Source organism: Vibrio sp. PSi01, assembly GCF_054960695.1.
In genome coordinates this window covers 281,499-303,753 of record NZ_JBHNYN010000004.1, presented here as the reverse complement: position 1 = coordinate 303,753, position 22,255 = coordinate 281,499, and the positions used below count along the sequence as shown (strand labels likewise).

20 protein-coding genes are annotated in these 22,255 nt (G+C 43.0%); 10 read left to right on the top strand and 10 right to left on the bottom strand.

Going from position 1 to position 22,255, the window contains the following annotated elements; genetic code table 11:
* Window positions 1-14 precede the first annotated feature (14 nt).
* From ACFI6G_RS08575 to ACFI6G_RS08550, 6 genes are all read right to left on the bottom strand, one after another.
* On the bottom strand, window positions 15-1,691 hold the full coding sequence (locus ACFI6G_RS08575) for an RluA family pseudouridine synthase (protein ID WP_462710235.1): 1,677 nt from the start codon (window positions 1,689-1,691) through the stop codon (window positions 15-17).
* A 148-nt stretch (window positions 1,692-1,839) separates the two neighbouring features.
* Window positions 1,840-2,460, bottom strand: coding sequence for a glutathione S-transferase family protein (locus ACFI6G_RS08570; RefSeq protein ID WP_010430209.1), 621 nt, complete (start codon window positions 2,458-2,460; stop codon window positions 1,840-1,842).
* Window positions 2,461-2,494: 34 nt separating this feature from the next.
* Entirely contained in the window at window positions 2,495-3,526 is a 1,032-nt protein-coding gene (locus ACFI6G_RS08565) for an NADP-dependent oxidoreductase (RefSeq protein WP_016785323.1), read from the bottom strand.
* A 180-nt stretch (window positions 3,527-3,706) separates the two neighbouring features.
* Window positions 3,707-4,297: a TetR/AcrR family transcriptional regulator gene (locus tag ACFI6G_RS08560; RefSeq protein WP_016794609.1), complete on the bottom strand. Its 591-nt coding sequence runs from the start codon at window positions 4,295-4,297 to the stop codon at window positions 3,707-3,709.
* Window positions 4,298-4,513: 216 nt separating this feature from the next.
* A complete protein-coding gene (locus ACFI6G_RS08555; RefSeq protein WP_016768133.1) occupies window positions 4,514-4,987 on the bottom strand; it encodes an FKBP-type peptidyl-prolyl cis-trans isomerase in 474 nt (157 codons plus the stop codon).
* A 76-nt stretch (window positions 4,988-5,063) separates the two neighbouring features.
* Window positions 5,064-5,690, bottom strand: a complete 627-nt coding sequence (locus tag ACFI6G_RS08550) for a thioredoxin domain-containing protein (protein WP_016785322.1) — start codon at window positions 5,688-5,690, stop codon at window positions 5,064-5,066.
* 269 nt (window positions 5,691-5,959) lie between these two features.
* Here ACFI6G_RS08550 and ACFI6G_RS08545 point away from each other — a divergent pair, with 269 nt between their 5' ends.
* Window positions 5,960-6,595 carry an OmpA family protein gene (locus ACFI6G_RS08545; protein WP_016768131.1) on the top strand — a complete coding sequence of 212 codons (636 nt, stop codon included), beginning with the start codon at window positions 5,960-5,962 and terminating at the stop codon, window positions 6,593-6,595.
* A gap of 121 nt (window positions 6,596-6,716) precedes the next feature.
* Here ACFI6G_RS08545 and ACFI6G_RS08540 read toward each other — a convergent pair whose 3' ends face one another.
* Both ACFI6G_RS08540 and norR read right to left on the bottom strand, forming a co-directional pair.
* The gene (locus tag ACFI6G_RS08540) at window positions 6,717-7,076 is read right to left on the bottom strand and encodes a glutaredoxin family protein (RefSeq protein WP_010430193.1); all 360 of its coding nucleotides are present in this window, start codon (window positions 7,074-7,076) and stop codon (window positions 6,717-6,719) included.
* Between the two features lie 89 nt (window positions 7,077-7,165).
* Window positions 7,166-8,758 (bottom strand): nitric oxide reductase transcriptional regulator NorR, encoded by a 1,593-nt coding sequence (gene norR, locus ACFI6G_RS08535; protein WP_016768129.1) that lies wholly within the window; start codon window positions 8,756-8,758, stop codon window positions 7,166-7,168.
* Window positions 8,759-9,128: 370 nt separating this feature from the next.
* Between norR and hmpA the strand changes: the two genes are divergently transcribed.
* From hmpA to ACFI6G_RS08500, 7 genes are all read left to right on the top strand, one after another.
* Window positions 9,129-10,325 (top strand): NO-inducible flavohemoprotein, encoded by a 1,197-nt coding sequence (gene hmpA, locus ACFI6G_RS08530; RefSeq protein ID WP_016793408.1) that lies wholly within the window; start codon window positions 9,129-9,131, stop codon window positions 10,323-10,325.
* 424 nt (window positions 10,326-10,749) lie between these two features.
* Window positions 10,750-11,763 carry a LacI family DNA-binding transcriptional regulator gene (locus ACFI6G_RS08525; protein ID WP_016793406.1) on the top strand — a complete coding sequence of 338 codons (1,014 nt, stop codon included), beginning with the start codon at window positions 10,750-10,752 and terminating at the stop codon, window positions 11,761-11,763.
* Between the two features lie 23 nt (window positions 11,764-11,786).
* Window positions 11,787-12,824, top strand: coding sequence for an ABC transporter substrate-binding protein (locus tag ACFI6G_RS08520; RefSeq protein WP_016768128.1), 1,038 nt, complete (start codon window positions 11,787-11,789; stop codon window positions 12,822-12,824).
* 48 nt (window positions 12,825-12,872) lie between these two features.
* Entirely contained in the window at window positions 12,873-13,685 is an 813-nt protein-coding gene (locus tag ACFI6G_RS08515) for an ABC transporter permease (RefSeq protein ID WP_462710252.1), read from the top strand.
* A gap of 2 nt (window positions 13,686-13,687) precedes the next feature.
* A complete protein-coding gene (locus ACFI6G_RS08510) occupies window positions 13,688-14,476 on the top strand; it encodes an ABC transporter permease (RefSeq protein ID WP_016768126.1) in 789 nt (262 codons plus the stop codon).
* 13 nt (window positions 14,477-14,489) lie between these two features.
* Window positions 14,490-15,572 (top strand): ABC transporter ATP-binding protein, encoded by a 1,083-nt coding sequence (locus ACFI6G_RS08505; RefSeq protein WP_016794611.1) that lies wholly within the window; start codon window positions 14,490-14,492, stop codon window positions 15,570-15,572.
* A 4-nt stretch (window positions 15,573-15,576) separates the two neighbouring features.
* Window positions 15,577-16,392: a phosphodiesterase gene (locus ACFI6G_RS08500; RefSeq protein ID WP_016794613.1), complete on the top strand. Its 816-nt coding sequence runs from the start codon at window positions 15,577-15,579 to the stop codon at window positions 16,390-16,392.
* A 142-nt stretch (window positions 16,393-16,534) separates the two neighbouring features.
* On the opposite strand, the gene ACFI6G_RS08495 is transcribed toward ACFI6G_RS08500, so the two are convergent.
* Complete coding sequence (locus ACFI6G_RS08495) at window positions 16,535-17,515, bottom strand: TDT family transporter (protein WP_022571033.1); 981 nt, start codon at window positions 17,513-17,515, stop codon at window positions 16,535-16,537.
* Between the two features lie 286 nt (window positions 17,516-17,801).
* Entirely contained in the window at window positions 17,802-19,208 is a 1,407-nt protein-coding gene (clcA, locus tag ACFI6G_RS08490; RefSeq protein ID WP_010430161.1) for a H(+)/Cl(-) exchange transporter ClcA, read from the bottom strand.
* A 551-nt stretch (window positions 19,209-19,759) separates the two neighbouring features.
* On the opposite strand from clcA, the gene ACFI6G_RS08485 reads away from it, so the two are divergent.
* Window positions 19,760-20,743, top strand: a complete 984-nt coding sequence (locus tag ACFI6G_RS08485; protein ID WP_010430159.1) for a CobW family GTP-binding protein — start codon at window positions 19,760-19,762, stop codon at window positions 20,741-20,743.
* 181 nt (window positions 20,744-20,924) lie between these two features.
* Window positions 20,925-22,211, top strand: coding sequence for a DEAD/DEAH box helicase (locus tag ACFI6G_RS08480; protein WP_010430156.1), 1,287 nt, complete (start codon window positions 20,925-20,927; stop codon window positions 22,209-22,211).
* Window positions 22,212-22,255: the final 44 nt, after the last annotated feature.

Below are 22,255 nucleotides of genomic sequence, written 5' to 3'. Positions count from 1 at the left end.
TAACAATTGGTCATCTAGAATTCTGACGGTACTTCAAACTCCATCCATTCTCCGGTTGTTGGGTGAATCAACTTTAGGTAGCCAGCGTGTAAGTGTAAGCGCTCGCGTTTGTATCCGTATAAGTCATCACCGCGAATCGGTAAACCAAGGCCTAATGGATGAGCACAATGCACCCGAAGCTGATGGGTACGCCCTGTCTTGGGGTATAGGTGAATCTTAGTTTTACCATTGTTGCTACTGACCGCTTCCCAATAGGTTTCTGCATTTCGGCCATGCTTATGGCAAACCAGCTGTCTTGGTCTGTCTGTAATGTCACCACGCAACGGCAGGCTGATATCGCCAGATTTACCGTCTATTTCACCCTCTAAAAGAGCTGTGTATCGTTTCACTACGGTTCTATCGATAAATTGCTTCTGGATGTGTTTATTGGATTCGGCTGTAAGCGCCAAAATTAATAAGCCAGAGGTCGACATGTCCAGTCTATGGATGATCAAAGGGCCTGTCGCATTTGGGTAACGCGCCTTGATGCGTGTATAAATTGAGTCTTCGATAAACTTTCCAGGAACCGAGAGAAATTCGTCAGGTTTATTTACCACCACGATCTCTTTGTCTTCATAAACAATATCGAAAGATTTGCCGATTGCAGGGTTAACGATCAAAGGGTTATCTTCCAATTCAATACCGATAAGTTGATGGTCTAGAATCTCGAAGCTTTTGCTTTGGCAAACAGGGTATAGATTACCGTGTTGGCGAATTTGAGATTTTGGTGGTTGCCCCCACCAAAACTCAGACAACGCCAAAGGTTTTAGACCGCATTCAAACGCAAAGTTGAGCAACTTAGGTAGACAACAATCTCCCGAGCCCTCAAGAGCATCTTTACCGTCTAATAATTCTAGCAAGCTCTTGGATTGCTTGGCTTGATTGATAAAGTGATAGTGCGATAAACGTTGAGTTTCCAATTGTGCCGAGATGACTTGGTAACCTTGCTTACGATTTTTCAGTTCACTTTCTATCGCATCAACTTGCGATTGTCGTTCTGCAATCTTCTGTTTCCATTCTATACGAAGTCCTTTTAAGTCTCGCTTTTCTTGGCTACTTTGGTTACCTAATTGCTTGAGTAGGTTCGATGCTAACTCTTGATTCCCTAATGCCTTTTCGTGATTGGCTTGCTCTCTGAGTTCGTTGCGCTGAGCTTTATTTGCGGCCATGGCTAACTGAAAGGACTCGATAGCTTGTGCTGATTCGACTTTTAACTCTTCAAGCTCTACCAATAATGTGTCCAGGTTGTGCGACTGTTGTAGCTTCTTAATGTCATTCTCTAGTTGCAACTGCAGAGCGAGGTTTGCACTATTTTGAGATTGAAACTTTTCTGAATCGAAGGCTGGTGGAACAAAGTTAATGTTGTTTAACTGATAGATCAAAGCCGGATCTAACTGCAAGCCTGAAAACGCAGAAAGGTAGCCCAACTCTTGCGTGGTTGGATTCTGAACAAGCAGCACTGCGTAGAGATTACCTTGCGAGGTTTCATTGACACCACAGTCCGTAAGCGACTGTTGAAGCTGCAGCATAGCTAATTCACACGTAGGGTGCGGGGTATAGTAATACGGAAACGTAAAGCGAGTCGGTAGCGCTAAATCTACATTCGAATTTACTAGGTGCAGAGGTGTGTATTGAGTGAGGTTTGCTGACATTAAGATCAAACTCTATGGCTGTTCAGTTAGAGTTCGATATTGTGGTCGAAATGAAGACAAATGAGAAGCCAAAGCCGAAGATAAATCGGCTTTGGCTTCATTAGTTTTTGTGTTTACCCTAAGGAGGCATACAATGAGTTAAACTCGATCAGTTCGAGTGTTCTAACTCCACTTGTTCTGCTTTTTGGTAAGCTGGGTGGCTAGTTAAAAGCTCACCGTATTTAGCGATATTCGGGTAGAGCGCCGTTGCTCCAAAGTTCCCTACGATTTCAACGATGAACGACATCATGAAATCAGCACCAGTGAGTGTTTCTGCAACTAGGTAGGTTTTACCTTCCAGTGCATTATTCACATAGGTTAGGATTTTTTGGCTTTCAGCATCTGCGTAACCGCTTAGGAAGTTGGTCTCGGCGCCGTCTTTCATCACAAAGATCTTAAGTAACATTGGTAAAATGCCTGAGCTTTCAGCGAAGTGAAGCCACTGCGAGTATTCTACGTATTCTGCTGTGCCGCGTATTGGTGCGAACTTACCCTGGCCGTATTTGTCGATTAGGTATTCGGTGATAGCGCCAGATTCAGTGATCACGACGCCATCGTCTTCAATGACTGGAGATTTACCCAACGGATGAACTGACTTCAATTCTGGTGGTGCTAGAAACGTGACACTGTCTCGTTGGTATGGTTTGATTTGGTAATCAACACCAAGCTCTTCCAATAACCAGATGATACGCTTCGAACGTGATTTGTTTAGGTGATGTAAAGTAATCATTATTCTGCCTATTTTGCTGCTTCAGCTGATTGAGTTATTTAGGTTCGTTCGTTTTGATAACAAGCTTGCCGAAGTTCTGACCTTCTAATAAGCCCATGAAAGCTTGTGGTGCTTCGTCTAAGCCTTCAACTAGGTGTTCACGGTACTGCATTTTTCCTTGTGACAACCATTCTGTCATTTGTACGGCGAACTCGTTGTAACGATGCGCGTAGTCATCAAAGATAATGAAGCCTTGCATCTTAATACGCTTAACCAGTAGGGTACCAACAAGACTAGACATGCGATCTGGGCCTTCAGGAAGCGAAGTCGCGTTGTATTGAGAAATAAGACCACAAACAGGAATACGAGCACCGGTGTTAAGTAATGGCATTACTGCATCGAAAACTTTGCCGCCTACGTTTTCAAAATATACATCGATCCCGTTGTCACACGCTTTAGCCAACTGATCAGCGAAGTCGTCGGCTTTGTGGTCGATACATTCATCAAAGCCAAGAACCTCTTTAGCGTACTGACACTTCTCTTGACCACCAGCAACACCGACAACACGACAGCCTTTTAGCTTACCGATTTGTCCAACGGTTGCGCCTACTGGACCCGTTGCTGCAGCTACAACCAGCGTATCGCCTTTCTTCGGTTGGCCAATATCTAATAAACCCATGTAAGCCGTAAAACCAGGCATGCCCATGATGCCAAGCGCGTAAGAAGGGTGCGTTGGCTCTTTACCTAGTTTGATTAGGCCTTCACCGTTAGAAACCCCGAGATCTTGCCAACCGGTATAAGCCAATACCCATTCGCCGATTTCAAAATCGCTGTTATTCGACTCTTCAACCTGACACACGGTTGCACCGACCATCACGTCGTCAATTGCAACTGGATCAGCGTAAGATTTAGCGTCGCTCATTCGGCCACGCATGTATGGGTCTAGAGAAAGGTACACTGAGCGAAGTAACATTTCGCCATCTTTAATTGCTGGTGCGGCTACTGTCTCTAAGCGAAAGTTTTCTTGAGTAGGTGCGCCAACTGGGCGAGAAGCCAATACGATGCGGCGATTGTCTTGTTGAGTCATTGGATGTCCTTAATTTTGATTATGTTCATTTAGAATTAGACCAGTCGTCTAGTCTTGTCGTCTAAAAATCCCGCCATCACCAAATTGATAAGAGGGCGGGTAATTTTTTATCAATAGCGATTAATACTGTGTATTTTTGTGTGATAACACACCTAGTGACCTGCATTTAGGTCTCAGTATTTAGTCGTTACCTTGTAAAACTTGCTTGGTCAGTCTCAGTGCCGATTCTAAGCTATGTGAGCTTTGACTTAACTTGCTTAGCAAACTTGCACCCAACCACATCGAGTAAAGGTTTTGAGCGGCATCTTGGCTGTTATTAACTTTAATAGAGCCGTCTCCAACACCACCAACAACGCAATTCTCAATCGTATGGGTGACTTTTCCAGCTCCTTTATGTAGAGCTTGGCGCATAGGATCAGAAAGATCAGACACTTCTGCACTGAGTTTAACCACTAAGCACTTATGAGCGTTGCAGGTACCATTTTCAATTTTTGTCCACAGCGAAAAGTAACTGATGATTCGTTGAAAATGATTACCTTCGCCATGCACTAAGATCGATTCAATTTTAGTTATGTAATTTTCAAAATAGTGTTGAATCAATGCTTCGCCAAACTGCTCTTTCGATTTAAAGTAGTGGTAAAACGAACCTTTCGGAACATCCGCTTCTTTGAGCAATTGCGATAAACCAACGCCATTAAAGCCGTTGTTCACTATTAATTGATATCCCACATTCAAAATATGCAGGCGAGTATCGTTCGTTTTTTCGTTCATGGACGTTACTATAATTTAAATTAGACCAGTCGTCTAGTGGTTGGTTTTTTCTGCATTGTGAAATCTTCATAACGTCTAAGGTAGCGTGCTCTTGAAGATTTTAACTTGTCGATTCAAGCGTGCACTAAACGGTAAGCGGATAAATACAAAAAAGCCCCGACATATCTAGCATGTTGGGGCTTAAATCAATGAGATTGTTGCTTGATTACTATTCGGTTATTTAATGGCAATTAGCTCAACATCAAAAATTAAAGTCGATGAAGGTGGGATAGGACCTGAGCCGCCTTTCCCGTAAGCTAATTTACTCGGGATAAATAGACGAACTTTTTGACCTTCAACCATGTAAGTCAAACCTTCTTGCCAACCTTTGATTACTTGCTTAAGAGCAAATGAAATAGGCTCGCCACGCTCAACAGAACTGTCGAAGACAGTGCCATCTATAAGTGTTCCGTGGTAATGAACCGTTACTTTACTGTTCTTAGTTGGATGCTCAGTACCAGTGCCTTCTTCAAGTACAAGATATTGAAGACCGCTTTCAGTTGTAACCACACCGTCTTTGGCGCCGTTTTCGATGAGGAACTGTTGACCTTGCTTGATATTTTCTTCGCCAGATTTATGGTTCATCCAAGTGCGGTAGATCATGAAGCCAGCCAAAATAAAGACAATGACCGGGATGATAAATTTAGACATAGTAAAACCTATTTATAGTTAATGCTGAGTTTCGTAGTTAATGCAGAGGGTGTTAATTAATTGACTACCGCTGTGACTATGGTTGAGTCAAAAGGAAGTTAATCGTTTTTGCGATCCCAGTAACATCTTGGTGACCGGCAGTCAGTACTTGATATTTGCCGTTGATGATAAACGTTGGTACTGAGTTGATTTGACCTTTTACTGAGACTTCTTCTGCTTTCTTAACGTATTCAAAAAGCGCAACCTGTTGCTCTTTATTCAGCTGGTATGGACTAACCAAACCACGAGAAGTAAATGCTGTTTCTAAAGCTTGTTGGCGTTGTTCAGGAGTCGCATCTGCACCCATTTGAACCGCACCGAATAGATCATCCATGAAAGCGTGGTCAGGCGTTGCGTCAAGCTGCATTACCGCTGTGTAGTAGATCATCGCGCTGATTTGAGCACTTTCGTTGAAAGTCACATGAACTTTGCCAATCTTTTGGTCTGTCAGTGATTCAATCTCTGGAATTGCACTTTCCATTTGACGGCAATGACCACAATTAAGAGAGAAGATTTCAGTGATCGGAGATAAGTTAAATTCAGTCAGAGCCGCTGGAAGTGCTTCGTATTGAACACCTTGTTGTGGCTCATCTGTTTCACTACAGCCCGCGATAACAAGCACGGCAGCGAGTGCTGTAATGAATTTAGTAAGTGGTTTAAACATAATGTTTGCTCTAGCGTTGAGAAGTCGTGAGATTCTAACTATTTAGTAAGAATTGGAAAACAATTATAAGGTAAATAAATTCAAACAGTTCGAACTAGCGGGTGATGACAGGCTAGTTGACGGTTAACTGTGATCAAAAGCACTTTTTTTGGATGTGTTTTTTTCGTCTAAAGTTTTTGTCTAAAGTTTTTTTCTTGGTGCCGATATAGACATTAGTGAATGGTTTATCTGCATGAGTGGTTGGTGAAGTAATGAGATATTTAGCGATAATGTTAAGCATAGCTTTGGCAGGGTGTGAAACGACGTTACCAACGGGTATGTTAGGTGGCGATCTGCTAGAAACCGCGCCACAAACTGATTACGACTTGATGCATCCTGAATGGGGTGTGGTTCAAACGACATCTTTAGCGAGTAATCGTGGTTATGCGATCCAAAACAACGCTCGTCAACAAACCACTATCACAACCAACTATGGTCGCGGCGTATCAACCAATGATCCGCTAGAAGTTTTCCTTAGACAAAACCGTATCGATTTTGAAGTTCTGCCGGGTAACCATGTGATGGTAAAGCTTGAACAGCATGTGAACTTTAAAACAGGCTCAGCATTTCCTGAACCTGCTTACAACCAATGGTTAGACACATTAGGTAGCTACCTTTCTCAACGCCAAGATATCGATGTTGTGATTGAAGGGCACACCGATAACACGGGCACAGATCGAATCAATGATCCTCTGTCAGAGCAGCGCGCAAAAGAAGTGAAAGCTCGATTGGAAAGTCACTACGTTTCAAGCCGCTCAATCTATACCCGTGGCTTTGGCGAGTATGTACCAGCATGTACTAATGCTTCAGCACAAGGCAAAGCGTGTAACCGCCGTGTCGAGTTAATGTTGATTGTGGCAAAGTAATCTTTTGAGCTGTCGCTACTCAATTGGTTTGATTTGTCTCGACTAGGCTTAAATAACAGAAATAAAAAATCCTTCACATTCGAGGGATTTTTTGTATCTGACTTTCGCTATGCTTGTGAGCTTATGCGAATTGTTTTTCTAAGTAAGAGACGATGTCTGAAGACTCGTACATCCACTCAGTTTTGCCGTCTTTCTCAATACGTAGGCAAGGCACTTTCACTCGACCGCCGCCAGCTTCTAGCTCTGCACGGTGTTGTTCATTGTTTTTTGCATCGCGAAGTTCAAACTGAACCGATTGACGTTTCATCGCGCGGCGCACTTTTACGCAAAATGGGCACGCTTCGAACTGGTATAACGTGTGCGTTTTTGCTTGCTCATTCACTTTGCTTTGCTCTTCTTGAGAACGTTTCACACCACGAGGGCTGAAAACAAAATTCAATAGCAAGATGACACGACCTAAAAACCAACGGATAAACTTCATAACTCTCTCTACATATTTAAAATTAGCGTTACAATTTGCAGCATTATATACACAAGTTTTGTCAGATGCTCGCAACAAACCGCTAATATCTATTTTGTCCGTTCGATCGTGTGAGACTTAGCCACATTTAGTCCTAAACGCTTAGAAAGCCGAGTTAGGTTTGCACGGTCTGTTTTTAGAACTCGTCCCGCTTGTGCCCAGTTAAAATTGGCATCTTCTAACACTTCAGTAATGATGCTGCGTTGGAAATCGTCTGTTGCACCACGTAAACCGGCTGAAAGATCGATGGTTGGTGTTGATAAAGGCGTATTCTTTACTTGTGTTGTCGCGATAGGCTGATCTTGGTCGAGAGGACCACAATCCTCTTTGGTGATTGTCACCAAGTTTTTATTGGTACTACGTGCTAACGCTTTCAATGCTGAACGACTGATCACGTGCTCAAGCTCACGAACGTTACCTGGCCAACCGTAACGGTTTAGGAATACCAGAACATCAGAACGGAACTTAACTTGGTTGATACCAAGCTTACGACGCGCTTGTTCTAAGAAAAAACCCGCTAGCAAGCTGATGTCGTCATCACGATCTTTTAGAGCAGGCACCGCGATAGGGTACACGCTCAAACGATGGTATAAATCGGCTCTGAATCGGCCGTCTTCAACTTCTTGCTTTAAGTCTCGGTTGGTTGCAGCCAGAACACGAACATCGATGGTTTGGATGTTGTCTTGGCCAACAGGTTGGATCTCGTTGTTTTGCAGTGCTCGCAGCAGCTTGCTTTGCGCGGCCAATGGTAATTCACCAATTTCATCAAGAAACAGGGTGCCGCCATCTGCTAAAGCAAATTTGCCCAAACGGTTTTTATCTGCGCCGGTAAAGGCGCCACGAACGTGACCAAACAATTCACTCTCAACCAAATTTTCAGGAATAGCAGCACAGTTAACATAAACTAGTGGTTTACGTTTGCGCTGTGATTGATGGTGCAGGGTGCGAGCTACTAATTCTTTACCCACCCCCGTATCACCGTGAATCAGGATGTTGAATTCAGAAGGCGCTACAACAGCGATATCATTTTTAAGCGCGACCATAGTGTCACTGTTGCCAATCAACTCGCCGCCGTCGCGTTCCCACGCTTCAACGTTTAGTTCTTCTAATAGCTGTTTAGACTGTTTTGCTTGATGCTCAAGCTGAGAGAAGGTTAATGCCATCTGCATGCTTGAAGCCGCAATAGCAGCTAGAACTTCTAGGTTACGAGCCGGAATATTTGCGAAAACATCGGGTTTCAGGCTGTCTAGCGTCAGAATTCCCAGTAGCTTATCGCCAAATAGCAAAGGCAAGCCCATGCAAGCGTGCATTGGCAGATCGCCATCATGGTCTATCAGCAGACCATCGAAAGGATCGGGTAGGGAACTGTCGGCATCGAAACGAACAGGAGAGCGAGACGCGCAGATTTCTTCAAAACGCGGATGTTCTGAAATGATAAAGCGACGACCGAATGTATCTCGACTAAGCCCTTGCATTGCAATAGGGACTAAAGTGTCGCCTTGAAGGCTTAAAAGCGCGACACAATCACACGTTATGGTTTTACGAATGGCATCGATAAGGCGATTAAAACGATCTTGATCGTTCACACCACTCGCGAGGCCAATGGTCATTTCCATGAGGGTAGATGCGGAGATATCTTGCATAAAAAACTCTAACTGTGTGTGTTTATCTACATAATAGAGTCTTATAGACTTAAAAAAAAGGTCTTTTTGACATTTTTATAAGATGAATTTTGAGAATGAAACCAGTAATGACGGGGATTGATAAACTTGGCACTGATTGTGCAATGACAGTCGTGGAATACGTATTATAACGCTGATTGAAAAGACTATTCTTGATCTCAATCAATCAGGCTGCATTAATCGGGTTCCTCGATTTTTTGAAACAAAAGTGAGTCAAAATAACTCGGTTTCTAAAAATAACTAACGTTTCAGAAAATCGATAAGTCATTCTTAAATTTTCAGTAGTCAAAATGACATATAGGTCATAAGGCTCAGTGTTCGGAGTAAATTCATGCTTAACAATGCACATATCGAAATCATCAAATCTACTATTCCTCTACTTGAGAGTGCAGGCCCTGCTTTAACTCAGCATTTTTATCAACGTATGTTCACGCATAACCCTGAGTTGAAAGATATCTTCAATATGACTCACCAAAGAACAGGTCGCCAAGGCGTAGCACTGTTTGAAGCTATCGCGGCTTATGCAAAGAACATTGAAAACCTAGCAGCGCTTACAACAGCGGTTGAACGTATTGCGCAGAAGCACACCAGTTTTAACATTCAACCAGAGCATTACCAAATTGTTGGTTTACACCTGATTGAAACATTACGTGAATTAGCTGCTGACGCATTTACTCCAGAAGTTGAAGAAGCATGGACAGCCGCTTACCTATTCTTAGCGCAAGTATTCATCGATCGTGAAGCTGAACTTTACTTGCAGCGTAAGCAAGCTGTAGGTGGCTGGGAAGCAGCACGTGCGTTTGTGATTGCAGATAAGATTGAAGAATCAGCACTTGTAACAAGCTTTATCCTTCAGCCAAAAGATGGCGGTGAAGTTTTAGACTACACACCAGGTCAATACATCGGTATCGAAGTGAAACCTGAAGGTTCTCAATACAGCGAGATTCGTCAATACTCACTGTCTGATAGGCCAAACGGAAAATACTACCGTATCTCTGTGAAGCGTGAAGGCCAAGGTCAAGAAACGCAAGGTGTGGTGTCCAACCACCTACACGACACGGTTGCTGTTGGTGATGAAGTTAGCCTTTACGCGCCAGCTGGTGACTTCATTTATCAAGAACGCAGCAAACCGGTAACGCTTATCTCTGCAGGTGTTGGTGTTACGCCAATGCAGTCCATGCTTGAGTTCCTAAACACTAAAGAGAAAAACGAGCCAGTACTCTACCTTCACGCTTGTGAGAATGTAGATCAGCACTCGTTCACTACTCGCGTAAAAGACATTGTTGCCGACAAAGGTTGGGAAGCGAAAACGTGGTACATGAACAAAGACGAGTCTGCATGTGAAAACACACATCAAGGTCAAATGGATCTAGCATCTATCTCTGACACTAAAGGCTTTGAAGAGAGCGATTTCTACATCTGTGGCCCTGTTGGCTTCATGAAGAATATCGTAGAACAGTTAGATGCACTTAAAGTAGACCGCTCTCGCGTCCACTACGAAGTTTTTGGCCCTCACGCTAACTTCTAATCGTTCTCGCCTGATCTACTAACACTCGCCTGAACTATTAACACCTTGCCTATTCAAAGGCCTCACATTGTGAGGCCTTTTTTACATGTATGTACTTTTCTTATTTTACATTTTCTGTATCGCTAAATTACGCCGTCCACTTAGCTTAAATCCCCCCGTTAAAAAAGCGGTCGTTAATCGAACGCCTATTTCCGACCCTGTTATAACCTCTCACATAAATATTTTTCTCTCTCAGGGATAACTAGAAAACTTGCATTATCGTATGAAACGAATTTATTTCATTTGATAACGTGGTTCTATATGTTCTGAACGTGTAATTAACGTTTGCTAAAAGTGTTAATTTTGCTGATTTCATTAATAAAACTGTCATACCCTTCATCTAGTCTTTCGTTCATCAACTTACGGCACAGGTTAAGGAAAGAGATTGAACATCAAGGATGTGGCAGATCTTGCGGGAGTTTCTCCAGCAACGGTATCTCGATTTGTTAATCGACCACAATCAGTGGCTTTGACGACAGCTAACAAGATTAAGCGAGTGATTGAGACGACAGGATATCGAATTGAGAGAAAGTCACAGGCTCTTGAGCTCAACAAAAATCCGACGATTGGTGTACTGATTCCGAGTCTCCTTAACCCTGTCTTTTCAGAAGTTGTTGCGGGTATTCAGGAACGGGCGAGACATTTTGGTTACTCAACTTTAGTTTTAGACACCCAGTATGACAATGAACAAGAGCAACAAGCTGCGGTTGATTTTATTCGTCAAAGGGTTGAAGGAGTGATCTTGACGATAGCTAACGCTTCGGATAATGCGGCTCTCGAATTACTGCGGAGCTTTAAGTTTCCTTACTGTTTGTTGCACAACCAATCTACTGAAAATGAGCCTTGCGTTTACGTTGATAACTATCAAGCAGGTAAGGACGTCGCAAAGAAAGTTTTTGAATATGGGCATACAGAGATAGGGATGATTACTGGTCACTTTGCTTCATCCGACCGTGCGAAAAAACGATATGAGGGGTTTAAGCAAGGCCTACGTGAGAGCGGTGTCGAATTGAGCCAGCTTCTTGAAGTAGACCAAAACAAGCTTATCCCATTCACTGATTCTGAGATGACGCTATTCAATGGGGATTTTGCCCCTACAGCGTGGTTCTGCAGCAATGATTTACTGGCGCTTAAAACAATGAACGCACTTAGGAGTATAGGTAGACGAATCCCGCAAGATGTTTCGGTCGTGGGCTTCGATGGTATGGGGCTTGGGCAGTTGGTTTGTCCTAGCTTGGCGACGGTTGCTATCCCACATTTCGATATGGGGAAAATGGCTGTCGATATTTTGTTTAATGCGAAAGTAGGCTCAATCGCCCAGCGTGAATTTTCGCTGAAATATGAACTACAAATGAAGGGATCGCTTGGTGCGGTTCCGGTAACCGCCCAATTTAGTTAACGGACGATTTGTTGGAGAACACAATGGCACAACATCATTTATTACAAGCTGGAAAGTCATCAAAAATGAGAAAACTAACTAGCTTACTCATTGGCTTTGCTGGCGTCGCTTTTCAGGCTCAGGCATCCAATGCTATTTGTTACAACTGTCCACCAGAATGGGCGAACTGGGGTGGGCAACTTCAGTTGATCAATAAAGAGCTAGGAATACGAGTTCCTATGGACAACAAGAACTCAGGTCAGTCCTTATCCCAACTGGTTGCGGAAAAGAATAGCCCAGTTGCTGACGTGGTTTATTACGGTGTTTCTTTCGGTATTAATGCGACAGAGCAAGGTGTTGTAAGCGCTTATAAACCAAAGAATTGGGACCAGATACCCGAAGGCATGAAAGACCCACAAGGACATTGGTTTGCCATTCATTCCGGTACTATTGGATTTTTTGTAAACGTAGACGCACTTGATGGTGCTGACGTACCGACAAGTTGGGAAGACCTTTTAAAACCTGAATATCGTGGGATGGTGGGATACTTAGACCCAACGAGTGCCTTTGTTGGCTACGCGAGTGCGGTCGCAGTGAATGAAGCCATGGGAGGGAGTATTGATAATTTTGCCCCTGCAATCGAGTATTTCAAGAAGTTGGCGAATAACCGTCCCATAGTTCCTAGACAAACCTCTTACGCTCGTGTGATTTCTGGAGAGATTCCAATCTTAATCGATTATGACTTCAATGCGTATCGTGCCAAATACAATGACTTTACTAATGCTGCCTTTGTTATTCCTAAGGAAGGCTCAATTGCTGTCCCCTATGTAATGAGTAAAGTGAAGAACTCTCCAAACTCAGAAAATGCCCAGAAAATTTTAGACTTTGTATTGTCAGATAAAGGCCAACAACTGTGGGCTGAAGCATATTTACGCCCGGTTATTGATGGTGTTATGAGTGAAGAAGCACAGAGTAAATTTCTTCCAGCAACAGAGTACGAACGAGTTGGTTCTGTCGACTTTGCAAAAATGTCTGAAAACCAGTCTACGTTTGCGGATATGTATATCCGAGAAGTGAACTAATAGCCTATTAAAATGTTGGATGGCGGGGTTACACCCGCCAATATCTCTATGAAAAATGATCGTATTTCCTTATTTCTGATTTTGCCAGCCATCACCGTTAGCGGTACATTTTTTCTATTGCCAGTCGTGCAGTTAATCAAGGTTTCGCTAATAGATGGCGGCGCTATAAGTTACTGGCATATTTTAACTAGACCTATCTATTTAAAAAGTTTGATTTCGACAGTTGGACTGTCTGTTTTAGTCACTCTGGTTAGTTTAGCGATAGCGACCATCTCAGGACTGTTTTTAACTCGCTATGACTTTAAAGGTAAGCAGGTCTTGGTTGCAATGCTGAGCTTCCCATTGGCTTTCCCAGGTGTTGTTATTGGTTTTTTTGTCATCATGCTTTCAGGGCGACAGGGGCTTTTCGCTCAGCTTGGGTTGATGTTGACGGGTGAGCGTTGGATGTTTGCTTATACGATGGCAGGGCTGTTTTTGGGTTATTTATATTTTTCTATTCCACGGGTTGTATTGACCGTAATGGGAACGGCGGAAAAGCTTGATCACAATCTACTTGAAGCCGGTCGATCCCTAGGTGCAAATCGTTGGCAGATCTTTAAAGACGTCACGCTTCCGGCGCTAACCCCCGGCCTAATCTCTTCGGGTTCGATTTGTTTTGCTACATCTATGGGAGCATTTGGTACCGCGTTTACGTTGGCGACTAATATCAACGTTCTTCCTATGACGATATATACCGAATTTACGCTCAATGCCAATTTCGCAATGGCAGCTGCACTGAGTTTGATTCTCGGCCTAGTGACTTGGTTTTGTTTGGCGTTGGCTAAGCGTTATGGCAACGCATCTGCAGCGATGGGGGGATAATAATGAAAAAAGATAAATACTTTTACATGCAGCTGTTTTTCACATTGACGGTATGTGCGTTCTTGATTGTGCCGGTGTTTATGTCGGTAGTCGCTGGTCTTACAAATAACTATTTTGTCGGTGTTAAAAGTGGGTTTACCTTTCGTTGGGTTGAACAAGTATGGGCACTGTATTCAGATACGATTTGGTTAACCCTACAAATAGCCATTGCAACCACGTTAATCAATGTTGTCATAGGTGTACCGTGTGCTTACGTACTTGCGAAAAGTAAAAGTAGATGGGCTTCTATTTTTGACGAACTACTTACACTCCCCATTGCAATTCCGGGGATGGCAATTTCGTTAGGTTTGATTCTAGCGTATGGAGGGTTTAATGACTTCCGCTCAAGTTGGATGTTTATTCTTGTTGGTCATGTGATTTTCACACTGCCTTTCATGGTTAAGTCTGTTCTATCAATTTTGCAGAGTATTAACTTCCGTGTTCTTGAGGAAGGCGCTGCAAGTCTTGGCGCGACTTTTTGGCAGCGATTTTTTGATGTAATTGTTCCCAACTGCAAGGCAGGTATTGTCGCAGGTATGTTGATGACTCTCACTTTGTCTATTGGTGAATTTAACCTGACATGGATGCTGCACACGCCATTAACGAAGACATTACCAGTGGGGTTAGCTGATTCATACGCTTCAATGAGGCTCGAAATTAGCTCGGCTTACACACTAATTTTCCTTTGTTTAATCCTCCCTCTATTGGTCTTGGCTCAAGCATTGAACAAGAAACCAGTGACAAATAATTAAGATCAAAATCAATATGTTAGAACAACAAAATGGCGTGGAAATTTCGCTAAATAATATTACGAAGACATTCCCAGATGGAACCTTGGCGTTAAAGCCGACAAATCTCAAAATTAAGGCGGGCGAAATCTTAGTTTTGCTTGGCCCATCAGGATGCGGAAAGACAACTACATTGCGTATGATTGCAGGCCTAGAGTTTGCGGATGAAAATGGCGGCACGATTGTGTTTGGTGATCATGATGTTACGTGTTTGCCAATCGAACAACGTAAAGTTGGGATGGTGTTTCAGTCTTATGCTCTATTCCCAAATATGAATGTTAGCGAAAACATTGCTTATGGACTTAAGGTTCGTGGAGTCGCTCCGTCTGAGATAACCAGAAAGCTAAAAGAAATGCTTAGCATGTTCGACTTAGAAAAGTATGTGAGTCGAAATGTCCATCAGCTTTCAGGAGGCCAGCGTCAGCGCGTAGCTTTAGCAAGAGCAATTATCACTGAACCAGATGTTCTTTTACTTGATGAACCGTTATCTGCATTAGATGCTCTGCTGAAACAAAGGTTACGTGGTGATATCCGAAATCTCTTAAAAAAACTCGGTATTACAGCGGTATATGTCACTCATGATCAAGAAGAGGCAATGGCTATGGGGGATCGCATTGCGGTTTTAGACCATGGAGAAATTGCGCAAATTGGTTCAGCAAAAGATATTTATTTGAAGCCAGTTAACAACTTTGTTGCCGATTTTATTGGTCAAATGAACCGACTCGAAGGGAGTGTGCGTGATGGACAACTGATGTTGGATACAGGCAAACAGATTACTTTGTCTGATCAAGTGCTCTCACAGGTCTCTACTAATAAAGAAATCAGTGTAATGTTAAGGCCTGAAGATATTTTACTGACGCAAGTAACTGATGAAAACAGCGCACTAACTGCAACGGTTATTGGTACTGTATTTCTTGGCGACCGCACGCGTGTCACTCTCTCTGGCGTACAGAAAAGAAGCACTTTGATGGTGGATTGTTTTGCGCGCGTTGATTACCAAATTGGTCAAGTTGTCATTATCTCGTTCGCCCCTGAGCGGCTAATTCTTTTAAAGAAGTAATACTATGTTAATTGCACAACTGACAGACCTGCACATCAAGCAGGGGGGCAAGCAGGCCTATAAGAAAGTCGATACGTTGAAATGTTTGTATGATGCCGTCAATCATATCAATGCTTTACATCCAAAACCTGATTGTGTCGTGGTGACGGGAGACTTGGGTGATTTCGGAGTGCTTGAAGAGTATCAATTGATCAATAAGGCTCTCGCAGAGTTTGAAATGCCATTGCATGTTATTCCTGGAAATCATGATGATAGGCATAATTTACGTGATGGGTTATCGAATCTTGTATCCTTTGATCATCCGCAATATTGCAATTTTGTGGCCGAGAAAGATGAATTGATATTAGTAGGACTGGACTCGTCTGTAATTGGCAAGCCATATGGTTATTTAACAACAGAAACACTGGAGTGGCTTGATTCTGTTTTGACTAAAAATTCAACTAAGCCAGCGATGTTATTTATCCATCATCCCCCTATGGAAGTTGGCCTTAATCACATGGATGTCCAGAATTTGCAAAACAGTGATGAATTATATGATGTCCTTAAAAGATATGGCAATGTGACTGGTATCTGCGCAGGTCATCTACATCGACCTATTACTGCCGTTTGGAATTCAATTCCAGTTTGGGTTGGGCCATCTCACAGTCATTCAGTGACACTCGATTTAGATCCGAACGCATGTTCGTCATTTTCGCTGGAACCAAAAGCGATTCAATTGCTAACGGTAAAAGGTCGGACAGTCGTTTCTCATATCAGTTACATTGATGATAGCGATGGACCTTACCCATTCTTTGACGAAGAGGGTGCATTGATCGATTAATAAGGTAAACAGGTTATTGACGTTATTGGTTGGAGCATAACATCTAACACCAACTAGCCAATAGCCAGCATATAAGTTTCTCATGTGCTTACGGTGCGAGTATCCGTGGTGATACGCGCTCCGTATTTTACTTGGTTTAGCTTTAAAGGCGCTTGATCTTCTTAGACATATATTCAGCATCAAAAAACTCTGGCCAGTACATTTTCACGTAACCGCCTGCAACCCAAATCACTAAGATGGTTGCGATGGTCAGTTCAAAGAAACCGAATTTATGCAGCCAATACCATTGTGGATATTCAGCGCCGAAAAACGTAGTTAGGCGGTGCATAGCTATCGCGCTGATAACGGAAGGGAAGGTGACGGCAGCAATCGAAGGCTGGAACTTTAGGCGCATTAATCGGATGTAGCATAAGTAAATGAGTAAAGTCATCGTGATAGCAATGCCTGCCAACGCGCCAGTAAGAATCGGGTCTGGATTGTCGAAATTTACCAAGTAAGCGGCTAAAGACAGGTTCACCGGAGCCGCCATAATGGCCAGTGTTGGCCTTGCTCGCCGGGGTAGATTTCCTTCGAATACTAAGCGGTACAATACCACTGGCAGCATAAGAAAATAGATGCCAATACAAGTGGCTGCAAGTGTTTCTGAAAAGACGGTGTGTCCAAATTGTGTGCCCGCTAACGAACTGCTTATCAAGCCCACCGGATACAGAAACCAACTTGGTACAATGTTCGACATTTTGAAATTGATGATCTGGAAACTAAAGAACAATACCATCATTGTAAAGTGCAACAACAACGCGCAGAACCAGACGGGGTAAGCAATGACTGCAGAGATCTCGGCTAAATAATCACACAGGATAAGAAGCGCCATGCTCATTGGTGCCATCAAACTACCACTTAAGGGATGGCGTATATCATTTAAGAAAGTGTTTAAACTCGTTAGGTAACGAAATAAAACGGGCAGCAATAATAGTGCGCCAAATGAAGCTAGGTAAGGGCGAATGATTTCACCAATGCCTGGGACATATAAAGCCCATGCTTGTCCTAGTCCAATTACTCCAAGTGCTAAAGACGCCTGAGATGGCGGCACATTTTTTACCTGGGTTAATCTTCTCCAGTTCAACGACTTGCTCCAACTTAATAATTTATAGAATGTGAGGTATTTATAGTATTTGAGTGAATTATCGAATGTCTGTTCTAGCTAGAACGTTCAGTTATGCCATCAATAGATGTTAAGAGCACTCAAATAATTTTGAGTGGATGATAGCAAGTTTAACGTTTGCTTTTTTGATTTTGATGCGGAATCGGGACATTAAGCACGGGGAAAGTGTGCTTTATTTCTTGAGTTATTTGTAATTAGCTAACTTTTTGTACTGACCTATCACAGAGATGTTATGCATACAATGTCGCTAACGTGCTTCATCTTGCTGTGGGAGATCTTGCTGTCTGAGCTTCTCGTTTTTCAGCGTACGGTTAAGTAATTGACTGTAAATTGGCTGCCCACCTAGCATTTGAGCAATGATAACTGCCCCTAAGCAAGTGATGATCAACGGTAGAATAAGATAGTAGTTATTGGTCATTTCAATAACCAATAGTATACCTGTAATGGGTGCTCGTACCGTAGCAGCAAACAAAGCTCCCATACCTGCAATCGCAAACATACCCGGTTCAATATTCAGTTCTGGGAAGAATGCTGCTGTAGTAAGCCCAAAGGCGTAACCAAAGAGTGTACCTAGTGCGAGCATCGGTGCAAAGATGCCGCCCGGAGCACCTGAACCGAAGCAAAGTAGGGTGGTGATAACACGTCCTAAAAAGATCAGCAGCAGTACGTTTGCACTGTAACCACCATTAGTGATATTCGGGATGATACCAATACCACCGCCTGTTAATTCAGGTATGTAAAGCAGTAACAAGCCAAAGCAGCCACCAAGCAGGGTGCCGGTGATTAAATAGCGTTTGCGGTCATTTTTGTGTATCGCAACAAATAAGTCTTGCGACAGCGTGATCAGTTTATTGAAAATTACGCCAAACAAACCGAACAATACGCCTAATAACAAGAACAACCAAAGCGCATTTAATTCCGGTGGTTGATATTGAGGCATCGTGATAACGGCCGATTGTCCATTGATGGAACGAAAAACAATATTGGCTGAAATAGCAGAGATGATCACTGCTTTGATCGAAATGAGCGAGTAGCGGAATTGGGGTCTCATCTCTTCGACGACGAACATGATTCCCGCTAGTGGCGCATTGAATGCTGCAGCTAAACCACCAGCCGCTCCTGAAGCAAGCAGCGAGTGTCGAGTATCATCATCTTTGACGCGAAAAATATCAGTTACCATACGACCAATACTGCCGCCCATTTGAACAGTCGGCCCTTCACGGCCTAAAACCATACCTGAACCTAGTGCTCCCATACCTCCAAAGAATTTGACTGGCAATACTCGCCACCATCGAACAGGACGCATTCCGTCCATAGCACCTTCAATTTCAGGTATACCTGAACCTGCGGCTTCTGGAGCAAAGCGATGTACAAGGAAATATCCAATAAAAGCGAATGCTGCACTGATAATAAAAGCGGCTAACCAAAGAGGAACAAAATTGGTAATTTCATCTTTTAGCCAATCGGTACGAGTTTCTGAAATGAAATGAACAGCTACTTCGAAATAGGTGCCAACAACCCCAGCAAGCACGCCAACGATACAAGAAAGAAAGAGGACAGAAGCGGGTGTTTTGTCTCTAGAGAGAAATTGGTTGATAGCATCCCTTGGCATTTTTGCGAGTAAGGACTGCTTAATTTTCTCTCTTCTGGTCATTGAGGTTAGGTTCCTGTGTCGATAAGGCGGGGTTGTTATGAATTATACGCTTCCTATTCATATCCTATAGTAATAAAGATGAAAAGTTGAATTTCATTTATGGAGTGCGTTCATTCCATTTATGGAATCTATGGGTAATAGTGGTATCACCGTCACAATTTTGATCGATTATCTGGCGGTGGCTTGAATATCCCCAAAAATGAACCATAGTTAAATCGTAAAGCAACATAACAAACCGCAAGGAGAAGTGAGGTTTTACACACAATTTGGATGGATTCAGAAATAAAGTTTTAGTTCCTCGTTAATTGTTCAGGTCGATATTTAAGGCTTCCTGATTCGCGAACTCACGATTGAGTAACGAGGGTGAGGCGTACTGATGAAGTACGCCTTTAGTTCGTCTGGATCATCCATTCCCGCTTTTAATCTCTCCTGCTTATCCCTTGCCATTCTATTAATTATCATTCCTCTATAAATCATTCTCAGTATAAACAAGCGATTGGGGTCAACTTTTCGTTAATTGAGTATATACTCCCTAAAAAAGGAGGACTGATATGACCAAAAAAGTTCCTACAAACATAATCACGGGTTTTCTGGGTGTTGGTAAGACAACCGCTATTTTGAACCTGCTAAAAAATAAACCTGAAAATGAAAGCTGGGCTGTTCTGGTTAATGAGTTCGGGGAAATCGGTATTGATGGGGCATTGATGACAGATCAAGGGGCTCTAATTAAAGAAGTGCCAGGTGGTTGTATGTGTTGTACGGCTGGCGTTCCAATGTCGGTGGGTATCAACGCTTTGCTTCGTCAGAAGCCTGATCGCTTGTTGATTGAGCCAACAGGACTTGGCCACCCTAAGCAGGTTATTGCTACGCTGACTTCAGAACAATACACACCGTATGTTGATTTAAAAGCGACGCTTGGTTTGGTTGACCCACGAAATCTATCTAATGAAAAGTACACCTTGAATCAGAACTTTAACGATCAGCTAGGCAGTGCTGATGTGATTTTAGGCACTAAGGTTGATTTAGTGCATTCTGAAGATATCGATGTATTTAATGACTGGGTCACTAACCAATCGCCATCAAAAGTGTTCCACAAGTTAATCCATGATGGTGAAGTGCCTTTGGAAGTGTTAGATATCGAAAGAGTACACGGCAGTGCTTCATCTCATATTGAATCGCACCATCATGATCACGCCGAACAAGAACCTCAATTCCTACTTCCTCCCGGTGAAGCGTTCATTCGAAAAGAGAACAAAGGGCAGGGTTACTTTAGTTGTGGCTGGCTGTTTGGTGCAGAGCATAAATTTGATTTCGATGCGCTGTTCTCAATGCTGTCGGATCTGACGGCTGAGCGTGTAAAAGCTGTCGTGAATACTAATCAAGGCTGCTATGCGTTTAACGTCGCGAATCAAGTAGTATCAGTGAATGAAATTTCCCTTGATGGCTTTGAATCCCGACTGGAAGTGATCGATTCGCAGTTAATGCCTTGGGGTGATCTCGAGCAGATTCTACTCAAGTTGTGTGGTATCAAATAGCCCAATTATCCTGTTTGGAATGATGATTCTGGTGTTTGCTTCGCGGATGGTGAGGTAAACACCCGATTAAATGAGAAAGTTTGCGTTATATCACGATAAATGTGAGATAAATCACTCTAATTACTTTATAGTGCTCGGCTGAAATAAGAATGTAGGCTGTCTGCTTAAGGAACCCGTAACAATGTCATTTTCTTCTCAAGGTTTTGCTCCTGAATTAGTCAAAGCGTTGACTGAGTGTGGTTATGAAAAACTCACTCCAATTCAACAAAAAGCGATTCCAATGGCTCGTAAAGGCCATGATATTTTTGCTACTGCTCAAACCGGTACGGGTAAAACAGCGGCATTCTCATTGCCTGTTATTCAGCATCTATTGAACAGTGATAAAAAAGCCTCTCGTGGCACGGCTCGTGGACTTATTCTAGCGCCAACTCGTGAGCTTGCTGCACAGATCGCTCAAAACATTAAAGACTACGTGAAATACACTGAACTAAGCGTTGCTGCGGTTTATGGTGGTAACAAAATGTCTTCACAGGTTCGTCAATTAGAACTGGGTGTTGATATTCTGGTTGCAACACCAGGCCGTTTAGAAGAGCACTTAGAAGCGGGTAACGTGTCGATTGCTAATCTAGAGTTCCTAGTGTTTGATGAAGCTGACCGAATCCTCGATATGGGCTTCATCAATGCCGTTCGTAAGATCATGTTGGATGTAGAAACGTCTCCACAAATCATGATGTTCTCGGCAACAACATCAACTCAGTTAAACCAACTTTCAGTTGATATTCTACGTAAACCAAAGCGCATCAGTGTTGAACGTGAAAACTCAACGGCCGCCACGGTGGGCCACGTGGTTTATCCAGTGGATCAAGAACGTAAAACAGAACTGCTTTCTGAACTGATTGGTCGTAAAAACTGGCGCCAAGTACTTGTGTTTGTGAACTACAAAGAAACAGCGAATGACGTAGTTAAAGAACTTAAGTTAGATGGTATCAAAGCGGTTCTTTGCCACGGTGATAAAGCGCAAAGTGCTCGTCGTCGTGCATTAGATGACTTTAAAGAAGGCAGAGCTCGTGTAATGGTAGCAACCGATGTTGCAGCCCGCGGCCTTGATATTGAAGACTTGCCACACGTAATTAATTACGACATGCCTTTCCTAGCGGAAGATTACGTTCACCGTATTGGTCGTACAGGCCGCGCTGGTAAACAAGGTCATGCAATCTCTTTCGTTAACCGCGAAGAAGAGTTGACTGTTGTTCAAGTTGAAACACTTATTCAACAACGTATTCGCCGTGTCGAACAACCAGGTTATGAACCGAAGAAACGTGATGCTTACATTGAGAAGTTGAACACAAAATCGGCTTACAAAAACCGTCAGGGTCGCAAGAACAACGCGAGCGAAGAGCCTCAAGATCAAGCAAGTGCTGAGCGTCGTTTGACTATGATGAAGCGAATTAAAAACCGTCGTAAGTAATTACGGTTGGTGTTGAATAGAGCCACTGTTATGTGGCTCTTTTC

What these genes read in the sequence shown, in the direction of transcription:
- ACFI6G_RS08520 (WP_016768128.1), top strand. Translation starts at nt 11,787, where the DNA reads ATGGCACAACATCATTTATTACAAGCTGGAAAGTCATCAAAAATGAGA.
- ACFI6G_RS08550 (WP_016785322.1), bottom strand. Translation starts at nt 5,690, where the DNA reads ATGTTTAAACCACTTACTAAATTCATTACAGCACTCGCTGCCGTGCTT.
- clcA (WP_010430161.1), bottom strand. Translation starts at nt 19,208, where the DNA reads ATGACCAGAAGAGAGAAAATTAAGCAGTCCTTACTCGCAAAAATGCCA.
- ACFI6G_RS08485 (WP_010430159.1), top strand. Translation starts at nt 19,760, where the DNA reads ATGACCAAAAAAGTTCCTACAAACATAATCACGGGTTTTCTGGGTGTT.
- ACFI6G_RS08500 (WP_016794613.1), top strand. Translation starts at nt 15,577, where the DNA reads ATGTTAATTGCACAACTGACAGACCTGCACATCAAGCAGGGGGGCAAG.
- ACFI6G_RS08480 (WP_010430156.1), top strand. Translation starts at nt 20,925, where the DNA reads ATGTCATTTTCTTCTCAAGGTTTTGCTCCTGAATTAGTCAAAGCGTTG.
- ACFI6G_RS08505 (WP_016794611.1), top strand. Translation starts at nt 14,490, where the DNA reads ATGTTAGAACAACAAAATGGCGTGGAAATTTCGCTAAATAATATTACG.
- ACFI6G_RS08570 (WP_010430209.1), bottom strand. Translation starts at nt 2,460, where the DNA reads ATGATTACTTTACATCACCTAAACAAATCACGTTCGAAGCGTATCATC.
- norR (WP_016768129.1), bottom strand. Translation starts at nt 8,758, where the DNA reads ATGCAAGATATCTCCGCATCTACCCTCATGGAAATGACCATTGGCCTC.
- ACFI6G_RS08575 (WP_462710235.1), bottom strand. Translation starts at nt 1,691, where the DNA reads ATGTCAGCAAACCTCACTCAATACACACCTCTGCACCTAGTAAATTCG.
- ACFI6G_RS08540 (WP_010430193.1), bottom strand. Translation starts at nt 7,076, where the DNA reads ATGAAGTTTATCCGTTGGTTTTTAGGTCGTGTCATCTTGCTATTGAAT.
- ACFI6G_RS08555 (WP_016768133.1), bottom strand. Translation starts at nt 4,987, where the DNA reads ATGTCTAAATTTATCATCCCGGTCATTGTCTTTATTTTGGCTGGCTTC.
- ACFI6G_RS08545 (WP_016768131.1), top strand. Translation starts at nt 5,960, where the DNA reads ATGTTAAGCATAGCTTTGGCAGGGTGTGAAACGACGTTACCAACGGGT.
- hmpA (WP_016793408.1), top strand. Translation starts at nt 9,129, where the DNA reads ATGCTTAACAATGCACATATCGAAATCATCAAATCTACTATTCCTCTA.
- ACFI6G_RS08565 (WP_016785323.1), bottom strand. Translation starts at nt 3,526, where the DNA reads ATGACTCAACAAGACAATCGCCGCATCGTATTGGCTTCTCGCCCAGTT.
- ACFI6G_RS08510 (WP_016768126.1), top strand. Translation starts at nt 13,688, where the DNA reads ATGAAAAAAGATAAATACTTTTACATGCAGCTGTTTTTCACATTGACG.
- ACFI6G_RS08560 (WP_016794609.1), bottom strand. Translation starts at nt 4,297, where the DNA reads ATGAACGAAAAAACGAACGATACTCGCCTGCATATTTTGAATGTGGGA.
- ACFI6G_RS08515 (WP_462710252.1), top strand. Translation starts at nt 12,873, where the DNA reads ATGAAAAATGATCGTATTTCCTTATTTCTGATTTTGCCAGCCATCACC.